This is a genomic window from Rhodococcus sp. GQ147, assembly GCF_059759155.1.
The window spans coordinates 55,982-82,807 of the sequence record NZ_JCAXDU010000003.1; the positions used below are offsets into that span (position 1 = coordinate 55,982).

General features: G+C 67.6%; 28 protein-coding genes and 1 tRNA gene. 18 read left to right on the forward strand and 11 right to left on the reverse strand.

Annotated elements, in window-relative coordinates; all coding sequences use genetic code 11:
• Window positions 1-236 precede the first annotated feature (236 nt).
• From AC6CID_RS04725 to AC6CID_RS04735, 3 genes are read right to left on the reverse strand one after another with little or no spacing between them, the layout of a single operon-like run.
• On the reverse strand, window positions 237-1,871 hold the full coding sequence (locus tag AC6CID_RS04725) for a long-chain-fatty-acid--CoA ligase (protein ID WP_064061059.1): 1,635 nt from the start codon (window positions 1,869-1,871) through the stop codon (window positions 237-239).
• 4 nt (window positions 1,872-1,875) lie between these two features.
• Window positions 1,876-2,991 (reverse strand): acyl-CoA dehydrogenase family protein, encoded by a 1,116-nt coding sequence (locus AC6CID_RS04730; protein WP_019290094.1) that lies wholly within the window; start codon window positions 2,989-2,991, stop codon window positions 1,876-1,878.
• A 15-nt stretch (window positions 2,992-3,006) separates the two neighbouring features.
• Window positions 3,007-4,191 (reverse strand): acyl-CoA dehydrogenase family protein, encoded by a 1,185-nt coding sequence (locus tag AC6CID_RS04735; protein ID WP_006551901.1) that lies wholly within the window; start codon window positions 4,189-4,191, stop codon window positions 3,007-3,009.
• Between the two features lie 132 nt (window positions 4,192-4,323).
• Here AC6CID_RS04735 and AC6CID_RS04740 point away from each other — a divergent pair, with 132 nt between their 5' ends.
• The 12 genes from AC6CID_RS04740 (at window position 4,324) to AC6CID_RS04795 (ending at window position 16,020) form a co-directional block, all read left to right on the forward strand.
• Window positions 4,324-4,509 (forward strand): ferredoxin, encoded by a 186-nt coding sequence (locus tag AC6CID_RS04740; protein ID WP_006551900.1) that lies wholly within the window; start codon window positions 4,324-4,326, stop codon window positions 4,507-4,509.
• Window positions 4,510-4,642: 133 nt separating this feature from the next.
• A complete protein-coding gene (locus AC6CID_RS04745; protein WP_006551899.1) occupies window positions 4,643-5,569 on the forward strand; it encodes a 3-oxoacyl-ACP reductase in 927 nt (308 codons plus the stop codon).
• Window positions 5,570-6,038: 469 nt separating this feature from the next.
• Window positions 6,039-6,803: an MlaE family ABC transporter permease gene (locus tag AC6CID_RS04750; protein WP_006551898.1), complete on the forward strand. Its 765-nt coding sequence runs from the start codon at window positions 6,039-6,041 to the stop codon at window positions 6,801-6,803.
• A gap of 16 nt (window positions 6,804-6,819) precedes the next feature.
• Window positions 6,820-7,668 carry an MlaE family ABC transporter permease gene (locus tag AC6CID_RS04755; protein ID WP_024102955.1) on the forward strand — a complete coding sequence of 283 codons (849 nt, stop codon included), beginning with the start codon at window positions 6,820-6,822 and terminating at the stop codon, window positions 7,666-7,668.
• Window positions 7,669-7,678: 10 nt separating this feature from the next.
• Entirely contained in the window at window positions 7,679-8,857 is a 1,179-nt protein-coding gene (locus tag AC6CID_RS04760; protein ID WP_498353642.1) for an MCE family protein, read from the forward strand.
• Window positions 8,858-8,859: 2 nt separating this feature from the next.
• Window positions 8,860-9,879 (forward strand): MCE family protein, encoded by a 1,020-nt coding sequence (locus AC6CID_RS04765; RefSeq protein ID WP_498353643.1) that lies wholly within the window; start codon window positions 8,860-8,862, stop codon window positions 9,877-9,879.
• Window positions 9,876-10,934, forward strand: coding sequence for an MCE family protein (locus AC6CID_RS04770; protein WP_019290089.1), 1,059 nt, complete (start codon window positions 9,876-9,878; stop codon window positions 10,932-10,934). Before AC6CID_RS04765 ends, AC6CID_RS04770 begins: the two co-directional genes overlap by 4 nt.
• The gene (locus AC6CID_RS04775) at window positions 10,931-12,259 is read left to right on the forward strand and encodes an MCE family protein (RefSeq protein ID WP_019290088.1); all 1,329 of its coding nucleotides are present in this window, start codon (window positions 10,931-10,933) and stop codon (window positions 12,257-12,259) included. The genes AC6CID_RS04770 and AC6CID_RS04775 overlap by 4 nt, the downstream gene beginning before the upstream one ends.
• Complete coding sequence (locus AC6CID_RS04780) at window positions 12,256-13,473, forward strand: MCE family protein (protein ID WP_024102958.1); 1,218 nt, start codon at window positions 12,256-12,258, stop codon at window positions 13,471-13,473. The genes AC6CID_RS04775 and AC6CID_RS04780 overlap by 4 nt, the downstream gene beginning before the upstream one ends.
• Window positions 13,470-14,882, forward strand: a complete 1,413-nt coding sequence (locus AC6CID_RS04785) for an MCE family protein (RefSeq protein WP_217580184.1) — start codon at window positions 13,470-13,472, stop codon at window positions 14,880-14,882. The genes AC6CID_RS04780 and AC6CID_RS04785 overlap by 4 nt, the downstream gene beginning before the upstream one ends.
• The gene (locus AC6CID_RS04790) at window positions 14,882-15,394 is read left to right on the forward strand and encodes an Rv1363c family protein (RefSeq protein WP_006551890.1); all 513 of its coding nucleotides are present in this window, start codon (window positions 14,882-14,884) and stop codon (window positions 15,392-15,394) included. The genes AC6CID_RS04785 and AC6CID_RS04790 overlap by 1 nt, the downstream gene beginning before the upstream one ends.
• Window positions 15,391-16,020, forward strand: coding sequence for a twin-arginine translocation pathway signal (locus AC6CID_RS04795; protein ID WP_217580183.1), 630 nt, complete (start codon window positions 15,391-15,393; stop codon window positions 16,018-16,020). Before AC6CID_RS04790 ends, AC6CID_RS04795 begins: the two co-directional genes overlap by 4 nt.
• A gap of 10 nt (window positions 16,021-16,030) precedes the next feature.
• On the opposite strand, the gene AC6CID_RS04800 is transcribed toward AC6CID_RS04795, so the two are convergent.
• On the reverse strand, window positions 16,031-17,542 hold the full coding sequence (locus tag AC6CID_RS04800; protein ID WP_006551888.1) for an alpha,alpha-trehalose-phosphate synthase (UDP-forming): 1,512 nt from the start codon (window positions 17,540-17,542) through the stop codon (window positions 16,031-16,033).
• 85 nt (window positions 17,543-17,627) lie between these two features.
• On the reverse strand, window positions 17,628-17,837 hold the full coding sequence (locus AC6CID_RS04805; protein ID WP_016692417.1) for a hypothetical protein: 210 nt from the start codon (window positions 17,835-17,837) through the stop codon (window positions 17,628-17,630).
• Window positions 17,838-18,032: 195 nt separating this feature from the next.
• Between AC6CID_RS04805 and AC6CID_RS04810 the strand changes: the two genes are divergently transcribed.
• The 3 genes from AC6CID_RS04810 (at window position 18,033) to AC6CID_RS04820 (ending at window position 20,692) form a co-directional block, all read left to right on the forward strand.
• A complete protein-coding gene (locus tag AC6CID_RS04810) occupies window positions 18,033-18,833 on the forward strand; it encodes an alpha/beta fold hydrolase (protein ID WP_016692418.1) in 801 nt (266 codons plus the stop codon).
• A gap of 234 nt (window positions 18,834-19,067) precedes the next feature.
• Window positions 19,068-20,459, forward strand: coding sequence for a lysine N(6)-hydroxylase/L-ornithine N(5)-oxygenase family protein (locus tag AC6CID_RS04815; protein WP_006551885.1), 1,392 nt, complete (start codon window positions 19,068-19,070; stop codon window positions 20,457-20,459).
• Entirely contained in the window at window positions 20,456-20,692 is a 237-nt protein-coding gene (locus tag AC6CID_RS04820; protein WP_006551884.1) for an MbtH family protein, read from the forward strand. The genes AC6CID_RS04815 and AC6CID_RS04820 overlap by 4 nt, the downstream gene beginning before the upstream one ends.
• Window positions 20,693-20,701: 9 nt before the next feature.
• Here the strand turns inward: AC6CID_RS04820 and AC6CID_RS04825 are convergent, their stop codons facing one another.
• Complete coding sequence (locus tag AC6CID_RS04825) at window positions 20,702-22,411, reverse strand: threonine/serine exporter family protein (protein WP_072740527.1); 1,710 nt, start codon at window positions 22,409-22,411, stop codon at window positions 20,702-20,704.
• Window positions 22,412-22,556: 145 nt separating this feature from the next.
• Here AC6CID_RS04825 and AC6CID_RS04830 point away from each other — a divergent pair.
• A tRNA-Thr gene (locus tag AC6CID_RS04830) sits at window positions 22,557-22,631 on the forward strand.
• 32 nt (window positions 22,632-22,663) lie between these two features.
• Here the strand turns inward: AC6CID_RS04830 and AC6CID_RS04835 are convergent.
• The 4 genes from AC6CID_RS04835 to AC6CID_RS04850 all read right to left on the reverse strand — a co-directional run bounded on the left by AC6CID_RS04835 (window position 22,664) and on the right by AC6CID_RS04850 (window position 24,283).
• Window positions 22,664-22,951 carry a hypothetical protein gene (locus AC6CID_RS04835; protein WP_039585854.1) on the reverse strand — a complete coding sequence of 96 codons (288 nt, stop codon included), beginning with the start codon at window positions 22,949-22,951 and terminating at the stop codon, window positions 22,664-22,666.
• 85 nt (window positions 22,952-23,036) lie between these two features.
• Entirely contained in the window at window positions 23,037-23,264 is a 228-nt protein-coding gene (locus AC6CID_RS04840) for a hypothetical protein (RefSeq protein ID WP_094979484.1), read from the reverse strand.
• Between the two features lie 122 nt (window positions 23,265-23,386).
• On the reverse strand, window positions 23,387-23,629 hold the full coding sequence (locus AC6CID_RS04845) for a hypothetical protein (RefSeq protein WP_183079168.1): 243 nt from the start codon (window positions 23,627-23,629) through the stop codon (window positions 23,387-23,389).
• 180 nt (window positions 23,630-23,809) lie between these two features.
• Window positions 23,810-24,283 carry a YflT domain-containing protein gene (locus AC6CID_RS04850; RefSeq protein ID WP_006551879.1) on the reverse strand — a complete coding sequence of 158 codons (474 nt, stop codon included), beginning with the start codon at window positions 24,281-24,283 and terminating at the stop codon, window positions 23,810-23,812.
• A gap of 134 nt (window positions 24,284-24,417) precedes the next feature.
• On the opposite strand from AC6CID_RS04850, the gene AC6CID_RS04855 reads away from it, so the two are divergent.
• Window positions 24,418-25,029 (forward strand): TetR/AcrR family transcriptional regulator, encoded by a 612-nt coding sequence (locus tag AC6CID_RS04855; protein WP_006551878.1) that lies wholly within the window; start codon window positions 24,418-24,420, stop codon window positions 25,027-25,029.
• A gap of 71 nt (window positions 25,030-25,100) precedes the next feature.
• The gene (locus AC6CID_RS04860; RefSeq protein ID WP_080678535.1) at window positions 25,101-25,970 is read left to right on the forward strand and encodes a ribokinase; all 870 of its coding nucleotides are present in this window, start codon (window positions 25,101-25,103) and stop codon (window positions 25,968-25,970) included.
• Window positions 25,971-25,987: 17 nt separating this feature from the next.
• Here the strand turns inward: AC6CID_RS04860 and AC6CID_RS04865 are convergent, their stop codons facing one another.
• Window positions 25,988-26,818 (reverse strand): hypothetical protein, encoded by an 831-nt coding sequence (locus AC6CID_RS04865; RefSeq protein ID WP_019290078.1) that lies wholly within the window; start codon window positions 26,816-26,818, stop codon window positions 25,988-25,990.
• Between the last annotated feature and the right edge of the window lie 8 nt (window positions 26,819-26,826).

Sequence of the window (26,826 nt, forward strand, 5' to 3'; positions counted from 1 at the left end):
GCTTTTGCAACGGTTCAGGAATCGTGGGGTCGGTGGCACGCCAGCGCCGCCCGTTCACCACCACATATCTGCCGTCCGGCGTGCGCTCCGCCCCTCCGGATGACCCGTCGGTGTCCATCGGTCCCGCCCGTCACTCGACTCGACGGCGACGGAAGTCCTTCCGGACTTGTCGCCGAACAACCACCGTCGCGGCACAACTGTACGCGCGGGAGCGCGTCGGCCGAGGGGCGACGACGCTATCGCGCAGAAGTGCCGAGGGAGGCCGGTTCGAGAAGCTGCACCAGTTCGTCCGACAACAACCGGAATTCGGAATCGCCACGTTCCCGAAGCCACACCGGATCGCTGCAGGACCAGCGTTCGGCGGCCAGAGAACGGGTCAGGACCTTGAAGGTCGCGGTGCGGGGGAACTCGCTGCAGACACGGATCAGACCGGGCATCTGCTTGGGGCCGAGATCGGTCTGTGCATCGAGGAAACGCGCGAACGCGACCGGGTCGAAGTCGGAGCCCGCCGCAGGGATCACCGCGGCCATCACCCGGTCGCCGACGTTGCGATCGGGCACCCCGTACACCGCGACCTGAGCGAAGCCCTCGTACCGCATCAGGATGCGCTCGATGGGCGCCGCACCGAGATTCTCACCGTCCACCCGGAGCCAGCCCGAACTGCGCCCGGCGAAGTACACGAAACCGTTCTCGTCCTGGTAGGCGAGGTCGCCGCTGTGATAGCGCCCGTCGCGGAGGCGTTCGGCGTCGGCCTCGGGATTGTTGTAGTAGCCGTCGAACAGACCGGCACCGCGCACGTTGACGAGCTCGCCCGTCGCGGCGTCGGCGTTGGTGATCCTGCCGTTCGCGTCGAACACCGCTGCCGGGCAGCGTTGCCCCGTCTCGGGATCGAGGATCTCGATGCCCTCGGGAAGTCTGCCGAGGGATCCGGCCGGGGCGTCGGGTGCCGAGGCGATCGCGATGCCGCCCTCGGTCGAGCCGAAGCCGTCGACCACCCGCGCGCCGAAACGGCGGGTGAACTCGGCGACGGCGGTGGCAGACGCCTCGTTGCCGTACATGATGCGCAGCGGGTTGTCGTGGTCGTCGGGGTGTTCGGGTGTCGCCACGATGTACGACAGTGGTTTGCCGACGTAGTTCGCGAAGGTCACGCCGTAACGGCGGACGTCGGGAAGGAAACCCGACGCCGAGAACCGGCGACGCAGGGCGATGCTGCCGCGCGCGGCGAGTCCGATCGACCAGCCGGCGATCATCGCGTTGGAGTGGAACAGGGGCATCGACACGTACACGGTGTCGTCGGAGCCGAGACCGAACCGCGTGGCGAGCATCGTCGCGGGATCGGTGAACTTGCGGTGCGTGCACCGCACGGCCTTCGGGTCGCCGCTCGTGCCCGACGTGAAGATCAGCATGAACAGGTCGTCGGGGGAATGCGCGGCAGTCTCCACGACCGTGCCGGCGAACGGGGCGAGCATCGCCGTCCACTCGGGGGAGTCGACGTCGATCACCCGCACGTCGCCGAGATCCACACCGTCGAGCAGGGACGCATGTGCGGCCTCGGTGAACATGACCCGGCAGTCGGCGAGCGCGATGTCGCGGGCGAGCGCCGCACCGCGCCGGGTCGTGTTCAGGCCCACCACCACCGAACCGGAGAAGGCCGCGGCGCCGAGCAGCAACGAAAACTCCGGGACGTTGTCCATGAGGATCCCGATGTGCTTCGGTGCCGGGCCGTCGAGCAGGTCGCGCAGCAATGCGGCGCGTCGCCGGGACTGTGCGACGTGTTCGCGCCAGGACAGTTCGGTCTCCTCGAAGCGCAGTCCTCGATCGTCGACGTCGGCGAGTCGTTCGAGCAGTTCGGTGACGGTGAAGGCGGTCATGCGATCAGGCCGGGACGTCGGCGAGTTCGCGTCCGAGCGCGCGCAACTGGTCGGTGGCGGAGCCGAGCAGGAACTCGTGGTGCTTGGCCGCGAGGAAGTAGCGGTGCACCGGATGGTCCTCGTCGAGTCCGACACCGCCGTGCACGTGCACGGTGGTGTGCGCGACACGGTGTCCCGCATCGGCAGCCCAGAAGGCCGCGGTGCGCAGGGCGTCGTCGTGACGCTCACCCGAAACCATGCGGAAGGCGGCCTGCCACAACGTCAGACGCACCGCCTTGACGTCGATATAGGCGTCGGCGAGTCGCTGGGAGACGGCCTGGAAACTGCCGATCGGGCGGTCGAACTGGACGCGTTCGCGCGCGTACTGCGCGGTGAGCTCGAGCGCCTGCTCGAGGACGCCGCACTGGTAGGCGGCGGAGCCGAGCAGGCTGCGGTCGCGCAACCACGTCGCCACGGCGAGGCCGTCGGTGCCGAGGACACGATCGGCCGGGAGCGCGACCTGCTCGAGGGTGACGATGCCGCGACTGTCGAAGTCGGTGGTCTGCTGACGGGTGATCGAGACACCCGGATCGTCGGGTCGCACGAGGAAGACCGACACCGAGTCGCCGATGGTGGCCGGGACGAGGAAACCGTCGGCGACCGGCGCCGAGTCGACGACGATCTTCACGCCGTCGAGCACGTGACCGTCGCCCGTGGCCTGCGCCCGGGTCGCCGGGGTCGTGGGATCGGGGTTCAGTTCCTCGGCGAGCGCGGCGGAGAGGATCTGCTCGCCGGTCGCCGCAGGGCGTCCCCACTCGGCCTGCTGCTCGGCGGCGCCGAACTCCGCGATCGCCGACGCGCACGCGGCGATCGAGCCGATGTACGGGACGGCGGCGACGCCGCGGCCGAGTTCGCGCAGGATGCTCGCCTGCTCGAGCGGGCCGTAACCGTCTCCGCCCAGCGACTCGGGAAGAGCGGCGCCGAGCACGCCCGACGATGCGAGCGTGTCCCACAGGGTGCGGTCGAGGCGGTCCTCGGAGGCGTCGAGTGTGCGCAGGTGCTCGTTGGTGACGATGTCCGCGACGATGCTGCGGGTCAGTTCTGCGAGATCCTGCTGGGCCTCGGTAAGGGTGAAGTCCACGGTGCGCGTCCTTTTCTAACGCTTGGCGGGCGGCTGGCCGAGAGCGGTCATCGCGATGATGTCGCGCTGGACCTCGTTGGTGCCGCCACCGAAGGTGAGGATGAGGGAACTGCGGTGCATGCGTTCGATCCGTCCGCGGAGCAGCGCGCCGGCCGAGTTCTGCCGTACAGTCGCCGCGGGTCCGAGGACCTCCATGAGCAACCGGTAGGCCTCGGTCGCGAATTCGGTTCCGAACACCTTGTTGGCGGAGGCGGCCTCCGGGCCGAGCGGGGTCGTGCCGGCGCTCGAGGCGATGTCCCAGTTCATCAGCTGCAGGTATTCGGCCTCGGCGTGGACGCGTGCCAGGTTGATCTGGACCCATTCCTGGTCGATCACCCGTCGCCCGTCGGGCAGATGCGTCTCCTGCGCCCAGCGCCGGACCTCGGTCAGTGCGGTGCGCACGGGGCCGGCGGAGGTGAGCGCGACCCGTTCGTGGTTGAGCTGGTTGGTGATGAGCGCCCAGCCGCCGTCGACCTCGCCGACGAGTGCGGACGCCGGGACGCGTACGTCCTGGTAGTAGGTGGCGCTGGTGTCCGGACCGGCCATGGTGTGCACGGGGGTGTACGAGAATCCGGGAGTGTCGGTCGGCACGATGAAGACGCTGATCCCCTTGTGCTTCTTGACATCCGGGTTGGTGCGCGCGGCGAGCCAGACGTAGTCGGCGTAGGCGATCAGGCTCGTCCACATCTTCTGCCCGTTGATGACCCACTCGTCGCCGTCGCGCACCGCGGTGGTGCGCAGGGAAGCGAGGTCGGTGCCGGCGCCCGGCTCGGAGTAGCCGATCGAGAAGTGCAGTTCCCCTGCGGAGATGCGGGGGAGGAAGAACTCCTTCTGCTCGTCCGTGCCGTAATGCATGATCGTCGGCGCGACCGAGTCGATGGTGAGGAACGGGACGGGCGCGCCGGCGATGGCCGCCTCGTCGGTGAAGATCAGTTGGTCCATCGCGGAACGGTTCTGGCCGCCGTACTCCTCGGGCCAGCCGAGGGTGAGCCATCCGTCCTTGCCCATCTGCTGCACGACCTCGCGGTACACGTTGCCGACGCCGTACTCCCCGGTCGTGGCCGCGAGCGCCTCGCGGCGCTCGGGTGTCATGATCTGTGCGAAATAGGCCCGCAATTCCTCGCGGAGGGCTTGTTGCCCGGGGGTGTAGGAGATGTCCACGAACGCTCCGTTTCGTCGCTGCGTGTCCCCGCGAATCGTCTCTGTGGGATCATCGCGAATCATTGCACAGAATTGGAACGCGTTCTAGTCTGGACTCGATCGGTCGGCGCGAATGTGAAGCGAGGTCCCGGAATGGATGTCAAGGTCGACTTCGACCGCTGTGAAGCGAACGGCGTGTGCGTCGGGCTGGCGCCCGACGTCTTCGATCTCAACGACGACGACGAGCTGATCGTCACGCATCCCGTACCCGAGGGTAGCGAGGACGTCGTCCGCGAGGCCGTCGCCCAGTGCCCGCGTGCGGCCCTCGCCGAGGCATGAGCGTCGGACGGTGACCGGCACCGACCCTTGTCAGGAAAAATAACAAGTTCTACATTCTCGGTGCCCCCGGGTCCTGGTGGGGAGAGTACCGGCGTGCGGCCGGCAATCGGCCCGAATCTCGAGGAGTACGTGGATGAGTGCGGACGCCAACGGTGGCGCGGAGAACGACGATCGGGTGTCTCTCGAAGGGCGGGTCGCCGTCGTCACGGGAGCCGGAGCGGGACTCGGACGTGCCGAGGCGCTCGCGCTCGCGCGGGCCGGAGCATCGGTGGTGGTCAACGATCTCGTGGAGAACGACGCGGTGGAGGACACCCTCGCGCGGATCCGCGATCTTGGTGCCGAGGCGGAGTTCGTGCCCGGCAGCGTCGCCGAGCGTGAGACGGCCGATGCGATGCTCGCCGCGGCGCACGGCAAGTTCGGTGGTCTCGACATCGTCGTCAACAATGCAGGCATCACGCGGGATCGGATGCTGCCCAACATGTCCGACGACGAGTGGGATTCGGTGGTCGCCGTGCACCTGCGTGGTCACTTCCTGTTGTCCCGCAATGCCGCGGCCTACTGGCGCGACCGGTCGAAGCAGGAGGGTGGCCCCGTCTACGGGCGTCTGGTCAACACGTCCTCGGAGGCCGGTCTGCTCGGGCCGCCCGGGCAACCCAACTACGGTGCCGCCAAAGCCGGCATCACCGCGCTCACCCTCTCGGCCGCCCGGGGTCTCGAGCGGTACGGGGTCCGGGCGAACGTGATCTGCCCCCGCGCGCGCACGTCGATGACCGAGGCGGTCTTCGGCGACGCGCCGGACGACGGCATCGATCCGCTCTCGCCCGACCACGTCGCGAATCTGGTCGCCTATCTCGCCTCCCCGGCGGCCGATCGCGTCAACGGGCAGGTCTTCATCGTCTACGGACCCATGGTGGCCCTGATGGCCGCGCCGGTCGTCGAGCAGCGTTTCGACGCCGACGGGCAGTGGACCCCCGCAGCGCTCGCCGACGAGCTCGGCGGTTACTTCGCCGATCGTGATCCGGGCCGGACATTCTCGGCCTCGGCGGCTCTCGATCTGTAGTTCCGGCATCCCCTGCTGTTCCTGTTCGGGGACAGCAGGGGATGCCGTGTCTTCGTCTCCGGGCCGGGATCCTGCAACGACGGGTGACGGACACCGGGGTTCCGGTAGCGTCACGCCCACTCGGGCCGTTCCTCCGGCTCTCGCCCGGCCCCGCGTTTTGGCCTGGTACGTGTTCTAATTTTTTCCCCTCCTGCGATGACCCGATCGGGCCGTGACGGCCTCTCGTGCCGAGGTGATCGAGCTCGGGCCCGGCGTCGAGAATCTCACCGAAACCCCAGGGTAAAACCACTTATGAGCGTGTCGATGCGCGTCGGTCGACGCCCGTGTGTCCGTTCGGACGGAAATGGATCGAGATGCCTCTCGACGGATCTTTGACAGGTGAACACGTTCTAGTTAATATGACCCGGGTCACAGCACACGCCATCGATCGGCCGCGCGCCGACGACGTGAGGATCGAAGGGGGTACACGATGGTAGACCTCCTCGAGGTTCCCTTACGGGCCGTCGGCGGACTGTTCGCCATGACCGGCGAGACCGCCCGGGCGGCCTTCCGTCGCCCCTTCCAACGGCGCGAGTTCATCGACCAGGCATGGTTCGTCGCACGCGTCTCGCTCGTGCCCACCGTGCTCGTCGCGGTGCCGTTCACGGTTCTGGTGAGCTTCACCCTCAACATCCTGCTCCGGGAGATCGGCGCGGCCGACCTCAGCGGAGCGGGTGCGGCCCTCGGCGCGGTGACGCAGGTGGGTCCCATGGTCACGGTGCTCATCGTCGCCGGTGCCGGCGCCACCGCGATCTGCGCCGATCTCGCGGCGCGCACCATCCGCGAGGAGATCGACGCGATGCGTGTGCTCGGCATCGATCCGATCCAGCGTCTCGTCGTGCCCCGGGTGCTCGCGTCCACCGTCGTTGCCCTACTGCTCAACGGTCTCGTGTGCACGATCGGCATCCTCGGCGGGTTCGCCTTCTCGGTCTTCCTCCAGGACGTCAACCCCGGCGCGTTCATCAACGGCATCACCCTGCTCACCGGCTTCGGAGAACTGATGATCTCCCAGGTCAAGGCGGGGCTGTTCGGCATGATCGCGGGGCTGGTCGCGTCCTATCTCGGTCTCAATGTCAAAGGTGGAGCGAAGAGTGTCGGCGACGCCGTCAACCAGACGGTCGTGTTCGCGTTCATGGCGCTGTTCGTGGTCAACCTCCTCGTCACGGCCGTCGGCATCAAGCTGACCGCGGGATGAGGGGAGCGGAGATTTCATGGCAGTGATGTCCTGGCGCTTCCCCCGTGCGGTTCGGCGCATGACACGTGCGTCGTCCACGGTGGACCGGGTGGGGGAGCAGGCGCTGTTCTTCGGGCGCGCCCTCGCGACGGTCCCCCGGGCGCTGATGCACTACCCCAAGGAGACGGTGCGTCTGGTCGCCGAGATCAGCATGGGCACCGGCGCACTCGCCGTCATCGGCGGCACCGTCGTGATCGTCGGCTTCCTGACGCTCTTCACCGGCGGCATCATCGCCGTGCAGGGCTTCAGCTCACTCGGCAACATCGGTGTCGAAGCGCTCACCGGCTTCTTCGCGGCCTTCATCAACGTGCGTATCGCGGCCCCGACGATCGCCGGCATCGGGCTGGCGGCCACCATCGGCGCCGGCTCCACCGCCCAGCTCGGCGCCATGCGTGTCTCCGAGGAGATCGACGCGCTCGAGACCATGGCGATCCCGTCCATCCCGTATCTGGTGTCCACGCGCGTGCTCGCCGGGATGATCGCGATCGTCCCGCTGTACTCGCTCGCCGTGATCGCCTCGTTCGTCGCGAGCCGCTTCGCGACGGTGGTGCTCTACGGCCAGTCGGCGGGCGTGTACGACCACTACTTCACGACCTTCCTGATACCCACCGACATCCTGTGGTCGTTCGTCCAGGCCATCGTGATGGCGATCGCCGTGATGCTCATCCACACCTACTACGGTTTCACCGCAGGTGGCGGCCCCGTCGGTGTGGGTGTCGCGGTCGGCAACGCGGTGCGGGCCTCGCTCGTCGCGGTCGTCACCGTCACCCTGCTCATCTCGCTCGCCGTCTACGGCGCGACCGGCAACTTCAACCTGTCGGGGTAGGGCGCGCGACATGGACACTCCTTCGTGGAAGAAGAAGTTCGCCGCCTTCGGTCTCGTGGGCGGCCTCGCCGCGATCGTCGCGGTGGCACTGACGATGTTCGCCGGTGGGTTCACCTCGACGGTCCCGCTCACCGTCACCTCGACCCGGTCGGGTCTGGTGATGGAACCCGACGCCAAGGTGACGATGCGCGGCGTCGAGGTGGGCCGCGTGGCGTCGATCGAGCACACACCGGCCGGTGCGGTCCTGCATCTCGACATGCAGCCCGGGCAGATGCAGCTCATCCCGTCGAACGCACGGGTGGCGATCGAATCCACCACCGTCTTCGGTGCCAAGTTCGTCGACATCGTCGTCCCCGACGATCCGTCCTCTGTTCCGATGCAGGAAGGCGCCGTAATCGCGGCCGACAACGTCACCGTCGAGTTCAACACGGTCTTCGAGCACCTGTCCGACGTGCTCGCCCAGATCCAGCCCGAGAAGCTCAACGCCACCCTCGGCGCGCTGTCGGAAGCGCTCAACGGACGCGGCGACGCCCTCGGTGCCGCCCTGGCCGAGGCCGATGCGTATCTCGCCGAGATGAATCCGTCGCTGCCGCAACTGCAGGCCGACCTCGTCTCGGCTGCGCAGGTGACCGACGTCTACGCCGACACGGCCCCCGACCTCATGACCACGATCGGCAACGCCATCGACGTCGGCAACACCGTCGTCGACGAACAACAGCAACTCGATCTGCTACTGATGAACCTCACCGGTCTCGCGAACACCGGACGGGACGTCCTGGGGGAGAACGAAACACAGTTGACCACCGCACTCGACAGCCTGAGCCGCACCACCGGCCTGCTCGGTGAGTACTCGCCGCAATTGACCTGCTTCATCGTCGGTCTCAACGACGCCCGGGTGGCGTTCGAACCGATGGCCGGCACCGGGGAGTACGCCGCGCTGATGCTGAGCACCAGCTTCATGGGTGGCGCGACGCCGTACAACGACGCCCAGGATCTGCCCGTGGTCGGCGCGACAGGCGGACCGAACTGCTGGGGCCTGCCGAACTTCGACCCGCGCCGCGACGGTCACGCGCCGTTCGTCGTGTCGAACACCGGCGAAACGCCCTACAAGCCCGCAACGGAAGCCTGGATCCGCTACCCGACGATCTTCCAGTACCTGTTCGGCGACCATCTCGCGGGCGGGCGGTGACCATGAGAGCGACCACCGTCAAGTTCCTGATCTTCGCCGTCACGATGACGTTGATCTTCGCCGGGCTGGCCGTCGTGTTCAGCCAGGCGCGGTTCACCGGCACCGAGAACTACCGGGCCACCTTCACGGACGTCTCCGGTCTCGGTGCCGGCGACAAGGTCCGCATCGCCGGGGTGCAGGTCGGTTCGGTGAAGAAGGTCGACATCGGCCTCGACAACACCGCCGAGATCGAGTTCGACGTGGATGCGAAGCACACGCTGTTCACCGGCACCCGCGCCACCGTGCGATACGAGAACCTCGTCGGCGACCGGTATCTCGAACTGCTCGAAGGTGCCGGCAGCGTCGACGTCCTGCCCGCCGGTGGCAACATCCCGATCGAGCAGACCGAACCCGCCCTCGATCTCGACCTGCTCCTCGGCGGGTTCAAGCCGCTGTTGCAGGGCCTCGACGCGCAGCAGGTCAACGACCTCTCCGGAGCTCTGTTGCAGGTCTTCCAGGGGCAGGGCGACACGCTCGTGTCGCTGCTGGGGAACACCAACTCGTTCACCAACTCACTCGCCGACCGCGACCAGCTGATCGGCGACGTCATCGACAACCTCAACGCCGTCCTCGGCACGATCGACGATCACGACCGCGAGTTCGAGAACACGATCGAACAGCTGCACACCCTGGTGGGCGGGCTGTCCGCCGATCGTGATCCCATCGGCGCGTCGATCCCGCCGATCGCCTCCGGCACCGCGGATCTCGCCGCGCTGTTGCAGAACAACCGGCCCGACTTGCAGACGGTCATCGCCGAGACGAACCGCACCATGACCCAGCTCGACCTCGGCAAGGATGACATCAACCGCACGCTCGAACGCCTGCCCTCCGACTACAAGAAGCTCATCCGCGTGGGTGCATACGGAAACTTCTTCCAATTCTTCCTCTGTGCCAATACTTTCAAGTTCTCCGGACCGGACGGAACCACCATCCGGTACACCACGGCGAACCACGACACGGGAAGGTGTGCGAAGGTCGAATGAGTGCACCCCGTGACCCCAACTACATCCGGACGGGCATCATCGGCCTGGCCGTGTCCGCCGCGATCGTTCTCGCCGGTCTGCAGTACGACCAGCTGCACTTCCTCTCCGGGGGTCTGAGCTACTCGGCGCGCTTCCAGGACGCCGGCGGTCTGGTGCCCGGCGACGACGTCATGCTCGCCGGCGTGAACGTCGGCGACGTCACCGAGGTGCGCCTCGACGGTCAGGCCGTGCTGGTGAGTTTCCGCATCCGGGACGGTATCGGGCTCGGCGACACCACCGGAGCCGACATCAAGACCAACACCGTGCTCGGCCGGAAATCGCTGGCGCTGCGCCCCGGTGGCGACGGTGTGATGCGCCCGAACTCGATCATCGGTATCGAGCACACCAATTCGCCGTACTCACTGACCGACGCACTCGGCGATCTCACGACGACCGTCTCCGAACTCGACACCGATCGCATCAACGACTCGCTCGACGCGCTGTCGCAAACCCTCGAGAACACCCCGCCCGAGATCCAGGGCGCCCTGGAGGGCATGACCCGCCTGTCGCAGTCGATCAACGCCCGCGACGAGTCGTTGCACCAACTGCTCGAGCGTGCCGAGAGCGTGACGGGCATCCTGGCCGAGCGCAGCGACCAGGTCAACGCGCTCATCGTCGACGCGAACGCCCTGTTCGGCGAACTGAGCCTGCGCCGCGACGCCATCACCGAACTGATCGCGAACATCTCCTCCGTCTCACGTCAGCTCACCGGGCTCGTGCAGGACAACCAGGCGCAGATGGCACCGACACTCGAGAAGCTCAACCTCGTGACGGCCAACCTGCAGGCGAACAAGGAGAACATCGCCGGGGCGCTCGACGGCCTGGGCCCGTACATCAGCGCACTCGGGGAATCCGTCGCCAGCGGACCGTTCTTCAACGCCTACGTGTCCAACATCCTGCCGGCGCCGTGGTGGAAGGCCATCGTGGACAGCCAGGTCGCGCCCGATCTTCTCCCCGAGGATCTCCAGGACGTGATCCCGGACGGGCCCCCGACTATCAAGAGGGACGGCGAATGAGTACCGATACCGCCCCGACGACCGCCCGCCGTCGCCCACCCCTGCTGGTGCCGGTGATCATCGGCGCCGTCGTCGTGCTCGTGCTCGGCGCCCTCGCCGTGTTCGTCCTGCCGGACCTCGGCAAACGCACGATCCACGCCGAATTCGCGTCCACCAGCGGCCTGTACGAGGGCGACGACGTGCGGGTGCTCGGCGTCTCGGTGGGGCGCATCAGCGACATCGAACCCCGCGACGACCTCGTACAGGTGACGATGAAGGTCGACGACGGCGTCGAGATCCCGTCCGATGCGAGTGCCGTCGTCATCGCGCAGAGTCTCGTCTCGGCGCGCTTCGTCCAGCTCACCCCTGTGTACTCGGGTGGCCCGACGATCGAGGACGGCGCGACGATCCCGATGCAGCGCACGGCCTCTCCCGTGGAGTGGGACCAGATCAAGACCGAACTGATGCGATTGTCCGAAGCGCTCGGTCCCGAGGAACTCGATCCGCAGGGATCTCTCGGCCGGTTCATCGACACCGCGGCCGAGAATCTCGAGGGCAACGGGCAGACCGTGCGCGAGGCCCTTCGGGAGCTGTCGGACACGATGCGCACGCTCTCGGAGGGACGCACCGATCTGTTCTCGACGATCCGCAACCTGCAGACCTTCGTGTCGGTCCTCTCGTCGAGCAACGAACAGATCGTGCAGTTCGGCGGTCGTCTCGCGTCGGTCTCGGACGTGCTCGCGCAGAGCTCCGACCAGCTCGGTGTCTCCTTGTCCGAGTTGAACATCGCCGTCGGCGACGTACAGCGGTTCGTGCAGGACAACCGGGCCGAGCTCACCGAATCGGTGGAGCGGCTGGCCGATGCGACCGAGGTGCTGGTCCGCAAACGTCCCGAGATCGAGCGGGTGCTGCACTCCGGCCCGACCTCCCTCGCGAACTTCTACAACATCTACAAGCCGGCGCAGGGGTCGCTCACGGGCGCGCTCGCGATCAACAACCTCGCCAACCCCGTCGAGTGGATGTGCGGGTCGGTCGCGGCCGCCGCGAACGCGACCTCCGAGCGCAGCGAGGAACTGTGCCGCCAGCAACTCGGCCCGGTGCTGTCGTCCATCAACGCCAACTACCTTCCGCTGCTGGTCAATCCGCTCGCCGGTGTGCAGGCCTTCCCCGACGACATCGTCTACACCGAAACCTGGCTCGAGGAGGCGTCGGCAGGTCGTGGCACCGCGCCCGAGCCGTCGTCCTCGGAGACCGCGTCGCCGGTCGACGGGATCCTCGGTGGCCTGCCGTCGCTGCAGGTCCCGCAGGATCTGGGTTCTCTGCTGCAGCCGGGAGGAGTGCGATGACCGGCCGCTCGATGTTCCGCCGCCTGGGCGTCGCGGCCACCGCGGTCGCGGTGAGCACGACGCTCACCGCCTGCGAGTGGGACGGACTCAACTCGATTCCCATGCCCGGCAGCGCCGGCCGCGGGGAGGGTGCCTACGAGGTGCAGATCGAGATGCCCAACGTGACGACCCTGACCCAGAACTCGCCCGTGCGGGTCGACGACGTCACTGTGGGGTCGATCTCGGGGATCGAACTCGACGGCTGGCACGCGCTCGTGACGGTTTCGCTCGACGAAGGCGTGATCGTTCCGGCCAACTCGCTCGCCCGGATCGGGCAGACGAGTCTGCTCGGGTCGCAACACCTCGAACTGATCCCGCCCGTCGGCGAACCCCCGCAGGGCCGGCTCGAGGACGGCGACGTCATCCCGCTCGAACGCGCCGGTGCGTATCCGACCACCGAACAGACACTCTCGTCGCTGTCGGTGGTGCTCAACGGTGGTGGACTCGCGCAGATCAACGACATCACCACCGAACTGAACGCGGCGCTCGTCGGCCGGGAGGACTCGATCCGGAATCTGCTCCCGCGCCTGGACGAACTGGTGTCCACCCTCGACACGCAGCGCGGCGACATCATCGCGGCGCTGGAGGGCATGGACCGGCTGGCCGCGACCGTCGACGACCAGAACGCGACACTCGTCCGCGCCCTCGAGGAGTTGCCACCCGCGCTGGAGGTGCTCTCGGATCAGCGTTCGAACCTCACCGCCGCGATGAGTTCGCTCGGTGAACTGAGCACCGTGGCGAGCCGGATCGTCGAGACCTCGAACGACGATCTGAAGGCGAATCTCGAAGGGCTCGCGCCGACGTTGAAGGCCCTGGCCGATTCGGGCAGTGCCCTGACCGAGGTGCTCGGTGTGCTGCTCACCTATCCCTTCCCGCAGGCGGGCATCAACAACATCATCCGCGGCGACTACGCGAACCTCGCGATGACGATCGACCTCACCCTCGACCGCCTCGACCTGAACTTCCTGTCCGGGACGCCGCTCGCGGGACGCCTCGCCGGCCCGGAAGGTATCCTCGGCCGCGACGCGGGACTCGCCGCACAGGCGACGGACCCGTTCCGCGCACCGCTCGAACCACCCCCGCCGCCGCCTCCCGGTCCCGAAGGGAAACTGACGATCCCCGGCATCGGTGAGATCACCATTCCCGGCCTGCCCCTGGGGGTGCCCGCACCATGATGCTCACGCGGTTCGTCCGCATCCAGCTCACGATCTTCGCGATCCTCACGGTCGTCGGACTCGTCGTGATGTCGCTGATGTACGTGAAGTTGCCGGCGCTGTTCGGGATCGGACGGTACGAGATCGTCGTCGAACTGCAGTCGACCGGCGGTCTGTATCCGCACTCGAACGTCACCTATCGCGGAAACACCGTCGGCACCGTGCGGAGCGTCGCCCTGTCGCCGACAGGGGTCGAGGCGTTGCTGTCCATCGACAGCGACGCGAAGATTCCCGCCGATGTGGACGCGGCGGTGCGCAGCGTCTCGGCTGTCGGCGAACAGTACGTCGATCTCGTTCCCCGAGCCGACGGTTCGGGCGGCGAACGCCTGGCCGACGGCGACGTGATCCCGATCGACCGCACGAGCGTGCCGCAGGAGGTCGGTGCCCTGCTCGACCAGGCCGACGTGTTGCTCGCCTCGATCAGCGACACCCGGCTGCAGACCGTGGTGGACGAGGCGTTCGACGCGTTCAACGGCTCCGGACCCGAACTGCAGGAACTGATCGACTCGACGCGCCTGTTCGTGCAGGAGGCCTCGGCGAACAGTGCCGAGACACGGCAGTTGATCGACCAGATCGGTCCGCTGCTCGACACGCAGGTGGTCACGAGCGATGCGATCCGGTCGTGGACACGCGACATGGTCACCTTCACCGACCGCCTGCGCGAGAGCGACCCCGACCTGCGAGCACTGCTCGACGTCGGACCGGGTGCCGCTGCCGAAACCGAATCCCTGTTGCAGGAACTGAAACCGACCCTGCCGTTGCTGCTTGCGAATCTGGTGAGCGTCGGAGAGGTGGGTGTGGTCTACAACGCCGGCATCGAGCAGATCCTGGTGCTGTACCCGCCGATGACGACGGCCCTGATCACCGCGGCCGGCGCCGGCCCGCCCGAGGACGGTGCCGTGGTGGACTTCCACCTGCAGGTCAACGATCCGCCGCCGTGCCTGGCAGGCTTCGTGCCGCCGGAGCAGTGGCGCAGTCCGGCCGATACCTCCGTGGTCGACACACCCGGCGACATCTTCTGTCAACTGCCACAGGACTATCCGAACGCGGTCCGCGGCGCCCGGAACGTACCGTGCATGGAGTACCCGGGCCGTCGCGCACCGACGCCCGACACGTGCCGCACCGGGTACAGCCCTACCTATTCGGACAATCCGTGGACCGGACCGCCGACACCGGTGGCCTCGGAGAACGTCGCACCCACACCCGCTTCCTACGGCGGGGGAGACGACACGGCTCCCGCGGGGGTCGCGGCGCGACGGATCGATCCGCAGACCGGGACGTACATTGGTCCCGACGGCACCGTGTACACGCACGCCGATCTCGGTGGAGATCGGAGCTTGGAGAGTTACATGAAGGCGCAGCAGGGTTGATGGCAGACGAGATCGACAAGAAGACGAAGCCGGCATGGGCCAAGCCGGTCGCGATCATCGCGTCCGTACTGGTCATCGCGCTCGTCGCGGCCGGTGCCTGGCTCATCGTCGACAGGCAGTCCGCGAACGAACGCGACGAGAAGCGGGAGGCGTACCTGCAGGCCGCGCGGCAGACGGTGCTCAACCTGACCACCATCAACGCCGATACCGCCGACGCCGACGTCGCACGTCTGCTCGAAGGCGCGACGGGCGATTTCAAGGCCGAGTTCGAGGGCCGCGAAGGGCCTTTCGTGGAGGTCGTGCAACAGGCCGGCGTCGACACCACCGGTGAGGTCCTCGAAGCGGGGATACAGAACGAGGACGGCACGTGCGCGTCGTCGCTCGTCGCCTCCCGCGCGATGGTGAGCAACGCCGACCAGACCGAACCGGAAGCACGCGACTTCCGTCTGCGGGTGACGATCTGCGACGAGAACGGCAGATTGCTGGCGTCGAAGGTGGAGTTCGTGCCGTGACCGACGAGAAGGACGATCGCGTGACGCTCGACAAGACGACCGACGACACTGTGGCCGGTGGGACCGCAGAGAAGGACGGATCCACCGCCGCCGAGACCTCGGCCGCCGACACCTCCGTCCCGGACGCGATTTCGGATCCGAAGGCCTCGTACCTGCCACACATCGCGATCGGATTGTCTTTCGTGGCAGTGGTTTTCGCGGTCCTGGTGGGATGGCTCGCCTACGGCACCGTCCAGCAGTCCGCCGCCGAGACGGCACGGACGGAGGCAAGGGTCGCTGCGGAGGAACAGGCGGTCGCGATGCTCGCCTACACCCACGACCAGGTGGACGCGCAGACCGACACCGCCGCGGAGGGTCTCACCGGCGACTTCCGCGACGAGTACACGAATCTGATGAAGAACATCATCGCGCCGGGCGCCAAGGAGAAAGCGATCAGCGTGCAGGTGAGCGTGCAGGCGTCGTCGGTGGTCTCCGCCGACGCCGACAACGCTGTGACCCTGCTGTTCCTCAACCAGATCACGACGAGTTCGGAGAACCCCGAAGCGGTGAGCAGCGGCAGTCGGGTGCGCGTCGAACTCGAAAAGCAGGACGGGCGTTGGCTCGTCAGCCGGTTGACCCCGATCTAGAAGAGAGCCGTCAGGTGGGGTCGGGTTCGCCGGCCTCACCCGGCGCGATCAGCGCGCGTCCGGCGGCGCCGGTGTTGGCGAGGGTGTCGAGGAACGAACGGGCCCAGCGATCCACATCGTGCGTGAGCACCTGACGGCGCAGCGCACGCATCCTCTTGCGGCCGTCCTCGCGCGGCACCTCGATCGCGGCCTGGATCTTGTCCTTGACGTCCTCGAGGTCGTGCGGATTGCACTGGAACGACTGCCGCAGTTCGGCTGCGGCACCGGTGAACTCGCTGAGCACCAACGCGCCGCCGAGATCGCTGCGGCACGCGATGTACTCCTTGGCGACGAGGTTCATGCCGTCGCGCAAGGGGGTTACCAGCATGACGTCGGCCGCGACGAAGAACGCGATGAGCTCGTCGCGGGGGACCGGGCGGTGGATGTAGTGCACCACCGGACGCCCCACCTCGGCGTACTCACCGTTGATGCGACTGACCGTCCGCTCGATCTCGCCGCGCATGTGGACGTAGGAATCGACGCGCTCCCGGCTCGGGGTCGCGAGCTGCACCATCACGGTGTCCTTCGGGTCCATGCGACCCTCGGCGAGAAGTTCGTGCACCGCATCGAGCCGCACGTCGATGCCCTTGGTGTAGTCGAGGCGATCGACGCCGAGCAGAATCGTCTTCGGGTTGCCGAGTTCCTTGCGCAACGCCTTGGCTCGATCGCGGATGGCCTTGCTCCGCGACTGCTGGTCGAGCCGGCCCGATTCGATGGAGATGGGGAAAGCGCCGACGCGCACCGAGCGGAAGCCGACCTGGACCACGCCGAGCTTGGACCGGATGCCGATGTTGCCGCGTGAGGTCTGGGCACCTGCCAGACGTCGGGCGAGATACAGGAAGTTCTGGGCACCCCCGGGAAGATGGAAGCCGATGAGGTCGGCGCCGAGGAGACCCTCCACGATCTCGGTGCGCCACGGCAGCTGCATGAACAGCTCGATCGGCGGGAACGGGATGTGCAGGAAGAAGCCGATCGTCAGATCGGGACGGAGCATCCGCAGCATCTTCGGCACCAGCTGCAGCTGGTAGTCCTGGATCCAGACGGTCGCGCCCTCCGAGGCGGCCTTCGCGGTCTCCTCGGCGAAGCGGCGGTTGATCTCGACGTAGGAGTTCCACCATTCGCGCCGGTACTCCGGACGCACGATCACGTCGTGGTAGAGCGGCCACAGCGTGGCGTTGGAGAACCCCTCGTAGTATTCGGCGATGTCCTCGGTGCTCAACCGCACCGAGTGCAGGGTCAGCCCGTCCTCGACGATGACGCCTGACTCGGCATCGGCCACGCCGGCCCAGCCGACCCAGGCGCCGTTGTTCGAACGCAGGATCGGCTCGAGTGCGGTGACGAGCCCGCCCGGACTGCGCTTCCAGCGGGTGGTGCCGTCGCGAAGCCGTTCGAGGTCGACCGGCAGGCGATTGGCGACGACCACGAAGTCCGACCCGGCGTGCGAGTCGTGGTTCCCCGCTGCGTCCGCTTCGCCTGCTGTCACGTTGTGGTCCTCTTTCGGGGCCGGTGCCGTCGCCGGCCCGGCAGTGTGGGTGCCGACATCGGCACCGGGATGGGTGTCGAGCTCGTCAGTGCTTGTCGCTGGGACCGATGCCGAGCATCGACAGCAGCATGCGGCACTCGTCCGCGTTCTCTGCGTAGGCAGCGACGACTCGCTGCGCCTGTCGTGCGGTTTCGTCGGCGACGGGTTCGAGATCCTCGTCGGCGATGTCGTTCGCGGTGGTCGGGTCCGCGGCCATGATGTCCTCCCGGGGTCGCTGCTCTGTGCGAGCACGCATCGTCCTTCGACTCTAGGAGAATCGGACAGCTCGCCGCCACCCGCCTTCCGAGGGCGGTCCTGGCACGGTCCTGCACGTCTACGTCGCGGTACCGTAGGACGGTCGTGCAGTAGGTACACCGTGTGTGTTTCCGGCGCACGACGTCACAGCGCCGACCCGCGGCGCACAACCGCGCTTTCGTCGAGGAAGGTATTCATGCCCATTGCCACCGTGAACGGCATCCCGCTGAACTACCAGGTCAAGGGAACGGGCGATCTCGTCGTCCTCATCATGGGAACGGGTAGTCCGGGGCGCGTGTGGGATCTGCACCAGGTGCCCGCGCTCGTCAAGGCCGGCTACCGGGTCGCCACCTTCGACAACCGCGGCATCGCACCGTCGGGCGAGAGCCTCGGCGGCATGACCATCGACGACCTGGTGAAGGACACCGCCGGCCTGATCGAACTGCTCGGCGGCCCCGCCTACGTGATCGGCACGTCGATGGGTGCGCGTGTCGCGCAGGAGCTGACGCTCGCCCGTCCCGAACTCGTCCGCAAGGCCGTTTTCCTGGCCGGTCACGCCCGCATGGACCAGTTCCAGCTGACGCTCACCGAGGGCGAGCGGCAGCTCTACGACAGCGGCGTCGAACTGCCGCCGAAGTACCAGGCCGCCGTCACGGCCGTGATGAATCTGTCGCCGGCCTCGCTGGCCGACGAGCACACCGCCCGCGACTGGCTGGACGTCTTCGAGTTCAGCGGCGGAAAGGTGTCGGCGGGCGTGCGCGCGCAGCTCGGCATGGACCGGGAGTTCGATCGGCGCGCGGCCTACCGCGGCATCACCGTGCCGTGCCTGGCCGTCGGATTCGCCGACGACCGGATGATCCCGGCCTATCTGTCGCGCGAGGTGGCGGACGCCATTCCGGGTGCGCGCTACGAGGAGATCCCGGACGCGGGGCACTACGGCTATCTCGAGCGGCCCGAGGCGGTCAACAAGATCCTGGTGGACTTCCTGGCTTCCTAGAGGAGTCCCTTCACACGGGAAATCGGCAGGCGGGCGCGGTGGGATCGGCGACGATCCACCGCGCCCGCCGTCGTCGAAATGCGACGAAGGTCCCTGTGATCCGGGAGATCGGGACGTCCCGCGGACCGTCGGGCACTGGTACGCTCACCGAACAAAGGTTAGCCTGAGCTACCTTCGAGTCTCGTACGAACCGATCACGGGCCCCTCCGGACCCCCTAGTACGGAAGTTGAGTGATGACCGACCGTTCCAGCCTTGTCGCCGATGACGCGGGGAGGTCGGAGGGCAACTCGCAAGGAGACGTCTTCGACCTCGTCGGTATCGGTTTCGGCCCCTCGAACCTGGCGCTCGCGATCGCCGTCGAGGAGCACAACACCGACAACCGCTCCTCGGCGATCCGGGCACGTTTCTTCGAACGTCGGTCGGCCTTCGCCTGGCACCCGGGCATGCTGCTCGAGGGCGCCACGATGCAGATCGCGTTCCCCAAAGATCTGGTCACCTTCCGCAACCCCGCGAGCTCGTACAGCTTCTTCTCCTACCTGCACGACCGTGGCCGTCTCGTGGACTTCGTCAACCACCAGACGTTCTTCCCCACACGTCACGAGTTCCAGGACTATCTGCAGTGGGCGGCCACGCGCGTCGACGCCGACGTCCGCTACGGAACCGAGGTCGTCTCGGTCGAGACCGTCCGCAACCACAACGGGGTCGCCGATCTGTTCGCCGTGCGGACCGCCGACGGCGCCGTCGTGTACGCGCACAGCGTCGTGGTCGGAGTCGGACTGCGTGCCCGGCTCCCGAAGTGGGCGACCGAGTCCGCCCGCTGCTTCCACAACCACCACTTCCTCTTCCACATCGAGGACATGCCGGAGCCGCAGCACCAGCGCTTCGTGGTGGTCGGTGCCGGGCAGAGCGCGGCCGAGGTCGTGCAGTACCTGCACACGCACTACCCGCAGGCCGAGGTCCACAACGTCTTCAACCGCTTCGGGTACAGCCCGGCCGACGACAGCCCGTACGCGAACCGCATCTTCGACCCGCAGGTCGTCGACGAACTGCACGCGGCCCCGCTGTCCGAGCGTGAGCGTCTGCTCGCCCTGCACCGCAGCACCAACTACTCGGTCGTCTCGCCCGAACTCATCGAGGCGCTCTACGCGACCGAATACCGCGAACGGGTGAGCGGTCGTCGCCGCTTGTTCATGCGTCGTGCCTCGGAGGTCGTGTCGGCGATCGAGAGCGAGGCGGGAGTCACCGTCGAGATCCGCGACAATCTCGAAGGCGACACCGAGACCCTCGAGTGCGATGCGGTGGTCCTCGCGACCGGCTTCGAGCCCACGCCTCTCGCGCCGCTGCTGGGTGATCTCGCGCCCGAGGCACCCGTTCTGTCCGTCGCCCGCGACTACCGTCTGCCGCTGCCCGAGAACGTCACGGCCGACGTCTACCTGCAGGGCGGAACCGAGAAGACACACGGTCTGACCGCGTCGTTGCTGTCCAACGCAGCGATCCGCGCGGGTGAGATCCTGACCTCGATCGTCGAACGCCGAGAGCTCCGTCTGCCCGGAGCCGGGGGAGGAATCGACGAGCTTGGTAGGATATCGGACCATCACACCTACGCAACAAGTGAGGCGAGATGAGCACGAATCCATTTGACGACGAAGACGGCCGCTTCTACGTCCTCATCAATGATGAGGAGCAGTACTCGCTGTGGCCGACCTTCGCCGAGGTTCCGCAGGGGTGGCGGGTGGTATTCGGCGAAGAGTCGCGCGCCGCTTGCGTCGAGTACGTCGAGCAGAATTGGACCGATATGCGTCCGAAGAGCCTTCGCGACGCAATGGAAGCCGACGAGAAGGCCCGCCAGGGCAGCTGAACGCTTCCGTCAGATCCGCCGAGAGTCACGCCCGCGCCGAAAGCGCAGCGTGGCTCTCGTCGTTTGTACGGACGATCCTGCCTCCCGGCCCGACGACGACCCGTGTGGGTCGAGAGGTATCGGGCCCGTGGCCAGGGGACCCGACGCGATCGGGCCCGTCGGTATCGGGCCGGTGGCGATCGGACCCGTCGCGATGGGGCCCGTCCCGGGAGCTGTGGGTATCGGGCCGGTGTGCAGCGATCCCACCGGGATGGGGCCCGTGGCGGGGCCGGGCGCCGGACGCCACACCGGGCGGTTCTTGTCGAGCCGGATCCGGGGGATCCGCCGCAGCTGCGGGCGACGCAGCGCGCCGACGCGGAGGACACCGCGCGGGTTGCGCGTGCGGCGGGCGAGCCATTCACCGAGCGTGACACCCGCGGCGAGCGCGCACCCGATACCGAACGCCGAGAACAGTGCCGTCATGCCGGTGGCCATCTGATTGCGGAGCATCGCGTACAGGCCGCGATAGAGGGCGAGACCGGGCAGCAGCGGCGTGATGCCGGCGACCGCGACGACCAGCGGTGGCGTGAGCGCGCGGCGGGCCATCAGACCACCGGCGAAACCGATGACGGTCGCGGCCAGCGCCGACGAGATGATCGGACCGAGCGACAACCCGAGCGCGAGCTGGTAGCCGAGGCTGCCGGTGGCGCCGGCGAGCGCGGCGACCGTGAGAGCGCGACGTTCGGCGTAGCAGGCGACGGCGTAGAACAACGCCGCCGCGGCACCGGCGAGGATCTTCGTCGGCAGCTGTGTGAGGTCGGGAAGTGCCTCGTAACTGATGAGAGGGAGTTCGGCGCCGAACACCGACGCGACCCGCAGGGTCGTCGCGACACCCGCGACGATGCCGCCCGTCATCATCAGCACTTCGAAGAAACGCGCCGACGCCGTGATGGGGGCCCCGGTGATGGCGTCCTGCACCGAACCCACGAGCGACAGACCGGACAGCAGCACCGTCACGCCGGCCGCGATGATGAGTCCCGGTGACACTTCGATCCCGATCGTCTCCCGTATCCCGTACAGCGTGATCGCCGGGGCTGTCGCGACGATGCCGCCCACCAGATGCTGGAAGAAGAACGGCAACCCGGCCGCGTTGAGTTTGCGGTTGACGCGGTCGATCACGAACGTCGAACCGAAGGCGACGAGCGCAACCAGCGCGTCGCCGCCGAGGAGCACGGAGATCGAGGCGGCCATCGCCGACCACGCGATCGTCGCCACCCAACGGTTGTACGGATGCGCCTTGGTGGTGATGGCGAGCAGTTCTTCGTGCGCCTGCGCCGGGGAGATCGCGTCGCGGCGGACGCGGCGGGTCAGACGGTCGACGGCCGCGAGCCGCGTGAAGTCCATCGAGCGGTAGTGCACCACCCGCATCGTGCTCGACGGCGGCATGGTCGGTCCGCGGTAGGCCGACAGCACGATCGAGTTGTAGGTGACGTCGACGTCGCACTGCGCCAGACCGTAGGTGGCAGCGACGAACCGCACCTGTTCGGCGGTGTCGATCGCGCCGGTGCCCGACGCGAGCAGGACCTCACCGACACGCACGGCGACGTCGAGCGCCTCGGCGACCACTGCATCATCGGTCAGATCGATCGGCTGCAGTGGCGCCGGCGCCTCGGTGACCGCGTCGATGGTCGCGCGGCGGGTACCGAGAACCCGATCGAGGAAGTCGTCGAAGCGGCTCACCGTCCGCGGCCTCCGGTACGGCTGGGGGAAACGGGGAGGGTGGGCATGCAATCCACCGTAACGAAGGCGGGTGGGTGCGCGCCGAGAGTGTGACGCGCTATATGATGGCGTCGCTCACGCGTCGTCCGCGACCGTCGAGTTCTGTGCCTCCTTAGCTCAGTGGTAGAGCACTCGCCTTGTAAGCGAGCGGTCGTCAGTTCAATCCTGACAGGGGGCTCCAGTAGGGCCCGTCGCGTACCGCGCGGGCCTGTTTCATCCGGTGCTGCTGTGAACCGCTGCGAAGACCACGAACACGGCGAACAGTGCCGCGACGCCGAGGCACGCACCGATCAGAGCTTCGCGGCGATGCGTCGCCGTGCCCCTGTCGACCCGTTCGAGACCGATCCATCCGCACACCACTGCGACCAGACCTGCGGGGATCGCGACGAAGTCGCCGATGACGGGTACGAAGGCGAAGACGAGCGCGACGATCCCTGCGGTCAGTGCCGTGTTTCCGGCGCCGTTGCGGGGCGGGACCGGGGTCAAGCGGTCTGCGGTCATCGTCCCTCGATCCGGGAGGCACACATGCACGGGCGGGTGTTCGCCCGGACCGGATCCCTGTCCCGTCGAAGGCGAGAAGGACAATTTACATCGGAAGACGGGGCTCCGGGAGGGTTGCCGGGCCGTTGCCGTCCTGCTCCGGCCGGTGGTGTTCACCGAGGCGGAGTGCTCGGCGCTCGGACAGGTCGATCACCGGCGCAATCGTGTGCGGCGCCTCGTGGAGGTCGTGCGCCGCGGCGACGCGCCCGAATACGAGGGCGACCACCGGGGATGCCGTGAGACATCCGAGCAGCGGCCAATCGATCCAGGTCATATCCGGAGAACGGTTCGGGCGCACGGAGCGTCAACGGATCCGCCGCAGTTCACCCGGTTGTTCACCCTCCGCATGTCACTGCAGGGGCGTGTGAATGCGGAAGTGACGAAATGGATCGGATATCAGGACTTCGAGGATTCGAATGCGTCCATATCGACGAATATCAGCCGTCCGTCGTCGAGTGCCACAGCCCAGCGGCGCACGCGCGCCCAGTCGCGACCCAGCTTGTCGCCCACGGCTTCCTGTGCTGGACCGAAGTCTTCGACGATCGTGCCGGGACAGGCCTTGGTGCCCGCGACACCCGCGCGTACGACGACCTTCGAGCCCACAGCAAGCTTCGGGGGAGTATTCGACGATCCGGCCATAACTCGAATCATGCCATCAGTGGAAAGAATCGACCGGGCAAACACGGATTATCCGCATCGGACGAATGTGGCGATTCGGGTGGAATATCCCTTTCGTGTTGTTCTTTCCATCGGAAGCGACTTCGCCCACGCCGGTCGGCGTGGGCGAAGAGGTTCTCGAATCGGAGAAACAATGGCCGGTCAGCGCAGTGCGAGCTTCTCGCGCGCCTGATCGACGAACTCGGAATCGACCATGAGGTCGTAGCGCGAGGCCTCGATGCTCTTTCTCGAGACGAAGTCGCGGCGTCCCCCGGTGCTCCAGTGGGTGAAGAAGCCGAGTGATCCGCCCCACACCGCGCCGAAGACGACAGCGGTGAGGATCACGGTGGCCATGCCGGTGGCAGGCAGGAGCAGTGCCAGGAGCAGACCGAAGAGCAGGCCCGTCCAGACGCCTGCGGCGGCGCCGCGAAGGGCGGCCTTGCCGTTGGTCATGCGGCCTTCGATGTGTTCGACGGTGGTGACTCCCTGGCCCACGACCCGCAGGTACTCGACGGGAAAGCCTTCGTCGGACAGGTGGTCGATGGCCCTCTCGACGGCGTCGTAGGTGCGGTAGCTCTCGAGGACGGTTTCGGATTCGGTGTAGTGCCCGGGTGTCGGTGCGTAGATATCTGTCATGCGTTCCCCTTCGTCGACGATTGGAACGATACGCTCATCGTAGCGTATCGTTTCGTAGTGTTTGATTCGGGGTCGCCTTGTCGGGGAGACTCGGGAATCCTGCGGGTGTATGCCCGCGCGAGGAGGATGTAGACATGGTGGGCGAGGTCGAGACGGAATCCGTGGCCCTGACGTCGCGGCGCCCCGTCAAGGAGCGTGCCGGGACCGACGCACGCATCGTGAAGGCCGCGCTCGAGATCCTGCGGCTTCACGGGCCCAACCGCGTCACCGTCGAGGCGGTCGCGGCGCTGTCGGGCGTCGCGAAGACGACGATCTACCGGCGCTACGCGAACCGTGAGGAGATCCTCGACGCGGCATTGCACTCCCAGGTCGCCTCACCGTGCGTGCCCGACGGGCTGTGCGTCTACGACCGCGTCAAATGGACCCTCGAGCTGATCCGTCGCGGACTGTCGAACGAAGTGGGCATGGGCAGTGTCGGCGCACTGCTCACCGACCAGGAACCCGAGTTCACCGAGTCGATCCGGGAGATCATCAATGCCCGGAGCGAGGTCGTCGCCGACGTGCTCCGCACCGCGATCGAGTCGGGCGCGATCCGCAAGGACATCGACGTCGACACCGCCGTCTCGATGCTCGTCGGCGCGTATCTCGGCGCCTACCTGCGTCACGGCGAGGTGGGGGAGTCCTGGGCGGACGAGGTCGTCCACATCGTCTGCCCCGAACTGGAACCGGACCCGCAGGCGCAGTGATCGTAGGCCCGCCCTTCGGGTCGATCGATCGTAGGCCCGCCCCGCGGGTCGATCGATCGTAGGCTCGACCCGTGACCGAGTCGAGTCGATGCGTGGTGGCGGTCGTGGGATCGCTGAACCTCGACTTGACGGTCGTCGTGGCACGTGCTCCCGAAGAAGGTGAGACGGTACTCGGCCGGCATCTGCGCACCTATCCGGGAGGCAAGGGCGCGAACCAGGCCATCGGTGCTGCCCGCCTGGCTCCCACCGCCATCGTCGGCGCGGTGGGCAGCGATCATGCCGCTGACGTACTGCGCGGCGTGCAACAGAGGGCAGGGGTCGACACCTCCCATCTGCGCACCACACCGGGCCCGACCGGCCGGGCCGTCATCCTCGTCTCCGACGACGGGCAGAACCGGATCGTCGTCGTACCCGAGGCCAATTCGTTGCTCGAGGCCGAGGACGTGACCGCAGCACTCGATGCCCTCGATCCCGCGGTGGTGCTCACCCAACTCGAGCTGCTCCCCGCAGTGACCTGGGCCGCCGCCCAGTGGGCGCGCGATCACGACCGCCGGTTCGTGCTCAATCCGAGCCCGGTGATCGACCTGGACGAATACGTCCTCGCCGGCGCCGATCCGCTCGTACTCAACGAGCAGGAAGCCCTGCACTACGCGGGTCTTCCCGCAGGGACCCCCTTCGACGCGATCGTGACCCGCCTGCTCGAACAGGTGCGCACCGTGGTGATCACCCGTGGTGGGGAGGACGTCGTGGTCGGAACCGAGGACGCGATCGAACATCTGCGGGTCCCGCAGGTCGACGTCGTCGACACGACGGGGGCGGGCGATCATTTCGCCGGCACGCTCGCCGCGTTGCTCGGCACGGGGGAGGACCTGTTCGCGGCAGCGCGCCGGGCATCGGCCGACGCTGCCCGGCTGGTCGCATCCCGCCGCTCCGATCGCTGACACGGCGAGGAACCACGTCAGGGCGGCGGAAGCAGCTCGCCCTTGCCGCTGCGCAACCAGCGCCCGGGAAGCCGGCCGGCGAGGTCGCCGAGCGGACCGACGGCCCCGCGCAGCAGCTCGACCGTTTCCTGCAACATGTCGATGCTCGCGTTCATCTGCGAGATGCCGGGCGTGAGATGCGCGAGGGTCTCCGAGAGCGAGACGATCTGATCGAGCGGACCGCCCTCGGCGAGCAGTCGTTCGAGGGCGCCCCGTTCGGAGAGCAGGACGTCGAGGACGCCGCCCTGGGCGAGGGCCCGCTCGACGACCCCACCGGGCCGGATCGCCACATCGACGATGCCGCCCGGCGCGGTGAGCCGTTCCACCGCGCCGTCCTGGGCGAGCAGCCGTTCGAGCGGGCCGTCGTGCGCGGTGAGGCGATCGAGCAGACCCCCTTCCGACACGAGGCGGTCGAGGGCACCGTCGTCGGCGAGGATCCGGTCGAGGGGACCACCCGGTGCGGTGAGCCGGTCGACGGGTCCGCCCGGTTCGAGCAACCGATCGAGCAGGCCACCCGGCTCGGTGAGCCGATCCACGGGACCGCCCGGCGCGAGCAGCCGGTCGAGGGGACCGCCGGGACGCAACGCGTGACCGAGTCCACGGTCCTCCGACGTGAGCTTCGAGATCTGCTGCAGCAGACCCACCGAACTGCGGGTGTCGGGCAGGCCGACCGCGCCGAGCGCGGAGTAGGTGGTGGGCGACACCGCGACCCGCACGGTGCCGACGACCGTCTCGGCGACGCTCAGGGCGACCTCTGCGGCGGTCAGACCCACACGCACCGGCATCACGAGTACGGACCCGAGGTTCATGGAACCGA